This window comes from Rhodoblastus sp. (assembly GCF_041915505.1).
Lineage (GTDB): Bacteria > Pseudomonadota > Alphaproteobacteria > Rhizobiales > Beijerinckiaceae > Rhodoblastus.
This window is the reverse complement of sequence record NZ_JAYSBG010000394.1, coordinates 1-3,107: the sequence shown is the minus strand read 5'-3', so window position 1 is coordinate 3,107 and position 3,107 is coordinate 1. Positions and strand designations below refer to the sequence as shown.

The 3,107-nt window shown below is 65.2% G+C and carries 4 protein-coding genes, 1 tRNA gene and 1 pseudogene; 1 reads left to right on the top strand and 5 read right to left on the bottom strand.

Going from position 1 to position 3,107, the window contains the following annotated elements:
* Positions 1-247, bottom strand: a pseudogene (locus ACE3S9_RS17515) (amino acid ABC transporter substrate-binding protein); the annotation flags it as partial.
* A 62-nt stretch (positions 248-309) separates the two neighbouring features.
* Entirely contained in the window at positions 310-576 is a 267-nt protein-coding gene (locus tag ACE3S9_RS17510) for a cysteine rich repeat-containing protein (RefSeq protein WP_374547766.1), read from the bottom strand.
* A 257-nt stretch (positions 577-833) separates the two neighbouring features.
* On the opposite strand from ACE3S9_RS17510, the gene metC reads away from it, so the two are divergent.
* On the top strand, positions 834-2,024 hold the full coding sequence (gene metC, locus ACE3S9_RS17505) for a cystathionine beta-lyase (protein ID WP_374547765.1): 1,191 nt from the start codon (positions 834-836) through the stop codon (positions 2,022-2,024).
* Here metC and ACE3S9_RS17500 read toward each other — a convergent pair.
* From ACE3S9_RS17500 to ACE3S9_RS17490, 3 genes are all read right to left on the bottom strand, one after another.
* A complete protein-coding gene (locus tag ACE3S9_RS17500; protein WP_374547764.1) occupies positions 2,015-2,812 on the bottom strand; it encodes a phosphatase PAP2 family protein in 798 nt (265 codons plus the stop codon). The two genes, metC and ACE3S9_RS17500, sit on opposite strands and share 10 nt — an antisense overlap.
* Positions 2,813-2,847: 35 nt before the next feature.
* Positions 2,848-2,924: transfer RNA gene (locus ACE3S9_RS17495), tRNA-Arg, on the bottom strand.
* 25 nt (positions 2,925-2,949) lie between these two features.
* A partial coding sequence (locus ACE3S9_RS17490; protein WP_374547767.1) for an NADH dehydrogenase ubiquinone Fe-S protein 4 occupies positions 2,950-3,107 on the bottom strand: 158 nt, incomplete at its 5' end.

Sequence of the window (3,107 nt, the reverse complement as noted above, 5' to 3'; positions counted from 1 at the left end):
GCGGGATGAATTTGACCTTGTTGGGATCGTCGAAGATCGCCGCCGCCACCGCGCGGCAATAATCAATGTCGAAGCCGCGCCATTCGCCGCGGTCGTCGGGCAGGCCAAAGCCGGCGAGCCCGACATTCACGCCGCAGATCAAAGCCCCGCGCCGCCGGACCTCGTCGAGCGTATCGGCGCGGACGGTGTGGCCTAGCAGGGCCATGAAAAAGCCGATCAGCGCGCCGCCGCGTAAGACCCGCCTCATTCCCGCGCTCCGCTTCATGTCACGCAAGTATCGTCGGCGGCCCGCCTCCGGGTCAAGCCAGGTTAATTTGGCAATTTGCCTGACTTTTCGGCCTCGTCCTTCATACGCGCCGCTTCCGGCAAAATCTCTCGACAGGCGGGACTGAGCTTGTCCTGTTTCGTTTGCAGACAGGCGAGAACCCGCCCGCCGCCGGGTTTGACATCGGGGCAAAGCGCCGCCGCGTCTTTCTCGCAGGCCGCCTTGATCTTGAAGGCGAGAATGGGGTTTTGCGCCTGCGCCGGCGACGCCGCCAGCCACAAACCAACGCCGATGAACGCCAATTTCATCATGCGGATTCTCCTTTCCGGCAACGCCGCTGACGTGAGGACTGAACAAGAATTGAGCCCTTAACAAGGCATGGGCGGCGCCGTTTCGCCCTTGACGGCGGCCTTGCGCGCCCGCCAAAAATCGCGTCGACACCATTGGCCCCTGTTTCCGCCAAGTCGGAAACAGGGGCGCCCGGCCGCATCAGCGGCCGCCGCGCCAGTCGGCGCGGACGTCATCGGCGCTTTTCAAGCGCCGATGACGTAACAGAAAGGCCGCCGGAATGACCAAATCGACCCCGCAATCGCGCAAGGACATGCGCGCGCGCACAAAACTCGTTCACGCGGGGCGCGACCCTTCGGAGCAATTCGGCTTCGTCAATACGCCGATCTATCGCGGCTCGACCGTGTTGCAGCCGACCATGGCCGAACTGGAGGCGCGCCACACCAAGCGCTTTACTTACGGCACCCACGGCACGCCCACCACCGAGGCGCTGGAAAGAGCATGGTCCGAAGTCGCCGGCGCGGCCGGAACCGTTCTCACCCCATCCGGTCTCGCCGCCATTTCCGTCGCCCTGCTCGCGGCGTTGAAAGCCGGCGACCATCTGCTCGTCACCGATTCCGCCTATCAACCGACCCGCACGTTCTGCAACGGCTTCCTCAGCCGCATGGGGATCGAGACGACCTATTACGATCCGTTGATCGGGGCCGGGATCGAAGCTTTGATGCGGCCCAACACCAAAGCGGTGCTGGTCGAGGCGCCCGGCTCGCAGAGTTTCGAGATACAGGACATTCCCGCCATCGCCGAGGTCGCGCACCGGCATGACGCCTGCGTGGTGATGGACAATACCTGGGCGACGCCTTTGTTCTTCCCGCCGCATGAGCGCGGCGTCGATCTGGCGGTCGAGGCCGGCACCAAATATCTCTCCGGCCATTCCGACCTGCTGCTCGGGCTGGTTTCGGCCAATGAGCAATGGATCAAGCCCCTGCGCCAGACCTTCAATTATTTCGCCATGTGCGCCGGGCCGGAGGATGTCTTTCTGGCGCTACGCGGCTTGCGCAGCATGGATCTGCGCCTGCGCGAGGCGGAGCGGCAGGGGCTTGCTCTGGCGCGCTGGCTCAGCCAGCGGCCGGAAGTATCGCGCGTGCTGCATCCGGCCTTGCCGGACGACCCCGGTCACGCGATCTGGAAGCGCGATTTTTCCGGCTCGTCGGGCCTGTTCTCGGTCATTCTCAAACCGGCCTCGAAAGCCGCAATCGCCGCGCTGCTCGACGGGTTGGAATTGTTCGGCCTCGGCTACAGCTGGGGCGGCTATGAAAGCCTGGTCATTCCCTTCGACTGCCGCGCCTATCGCACCGCGACCGTATGGAATCCGGAAGGACCGGCCCTGCGCTTCTCGGTCGGACTCGAAGACATCGAGGACCTCAAGGCCGATCTCGACAAGGGTTTCGCGCGGCTGCGCGCTCAGGGCTGAGCGCGGTTCAGCAGGGTCTTCGCGAGCAGGTCGACGCCACGCGGTTTCGGCAGCAGCGCCTCGGGCGCGAGGGTGAAGGCGATCCGCCGCCGCGCGAAAACCCGCGCCACGATCAGCGCCGAGGCGAGGCCGAAGGCGATTCCGCCACAAACGTCGGCCGGATAATGCGCGCCGACGATGATCCGCGACGCGGCGACCGGGATCGCCAGCAGCAGGAACCACGGGCCAAGGCGCGGCGACAACAGGGCGAGCGCGCCGAAGGTCGCGAACATGGTGGTGGTATGGCCGGAGGGAAAGCTCGCCAGCACCGATTGCAGCGAGAACAGATCGAAATGGGCCGGTCCCGCGACGTCGATCAGTCTGGGGCGGGCGCGGCCGACGATATGTTTGACCACCTGCGCGGCGAGGCCCGAAAAGGCCATGACCGAGAAGAAATAAAGCCCGCGCGAGGCGACCACGCCCCAGGCCGCGCGCCAACGCGCCGCATTCGCGCGCTCGCGGCGGTAAAGGCCGTAGAGGATCGTCAGGATCGACAAGGCGAACAGCCAGTTCGATTTGCCGATCTGGGTGACATGATCGAAAAAGATCACCACGCCCGGATCAAGCTTCGCGGCGGCGCGGGCGACGGCGATGTCGGCAAAAGCGCCGACGAAGAGCAGAACCGACAGGGCCAGGCTCGCGAGCGCCAGCCAGAGCGGCCAGAGCAGGACGACGGGCGTGGGCGGACGGCGGCAATGCGCGACCAGATCGCGCCAGGAGTCGGACGCGGCAGCCTTCACCGCTTCCATGCGGGACTCATCCTCTTTTCAAACAGACGCGAAAATGGCGACCCCGGCTGGATTCGAACCAGCGGCCTGCCGCTTAGAAGGCGGCTGCTCTATCCAGCTGAGCTACGGGGCCCCGTCGCCCGACCGATCCCGAACCGTCAATGGGTCCAGGGCGCCAGGCGGTTGTTACGGAAATTATCCGAATAGGACACGATGCGGCGCTTGAGCTCCTGCGGCTCCTCGACGCGATAGGCGATGCCGTTGCGCTCGCAATAAGCCACGGCCTCCTCGCGGGTGTCGAAGGTCAGCTTGATCT